The sequence below is a fragment of the Nocardioides oceani genome, assembly GCF_030412965.1.
Taxonomy (GTDB): Bacteria; Actinomycetota; Actinomycetes; order Propionibacteriales; family Nocardioidaceae; genus Nocardioides; species Nocardioides oceani.
Genome location: NZ_JAUHJQ010000090.1, coordinates 1 through 315, shown reverse-complemented (window position 1 = coordinate 315; position 315 = coordinate 1). Strand labels below are relative to the sequence as shown.

At 50.8% G+C, this 315-nt stretch carries 1 protein-coding gene; it reads right to left on the bottom strand.

Going from position 1 to position 315, the window contains the following annotated elements:
* Window positions 1–315: polyubiquitin (locus QWY28_RS23395; RefSeq protein ID WP_300955316.1), on the bottom strand; the 315-nt coding region annotated here is incomplete at both ends.

The window sequence follows — 315 nt, the reverse complement described above, 5'->3', positions numbered from 1 at the left end:
ATACCACCACGGAGACGGAGCACAAGATGAAGGGTGGATTCCTTCTGGATATTGTAATCAGCTAGGGTCCTGCCATCTTCCAACTGCTTGCCAGCAAAAATCAACCTCTGCTGGTCTGGGGGGATCCCTTCCTTGTCCTGAATCTTAGCCTTGACATTGTCAATGGTGTCAGAGCTCTCAACCTCAAGAGTAATGGTCTTTCCGGTGAGGGTCTTGACAAAGATCTGCATACCACCACGGAGCCTGAGGACCAAATGGAGAGTGGACTCCTTCTGGATGTTATAGTCAGCAAGGGTCCTTCCATCCTCCAGCTGC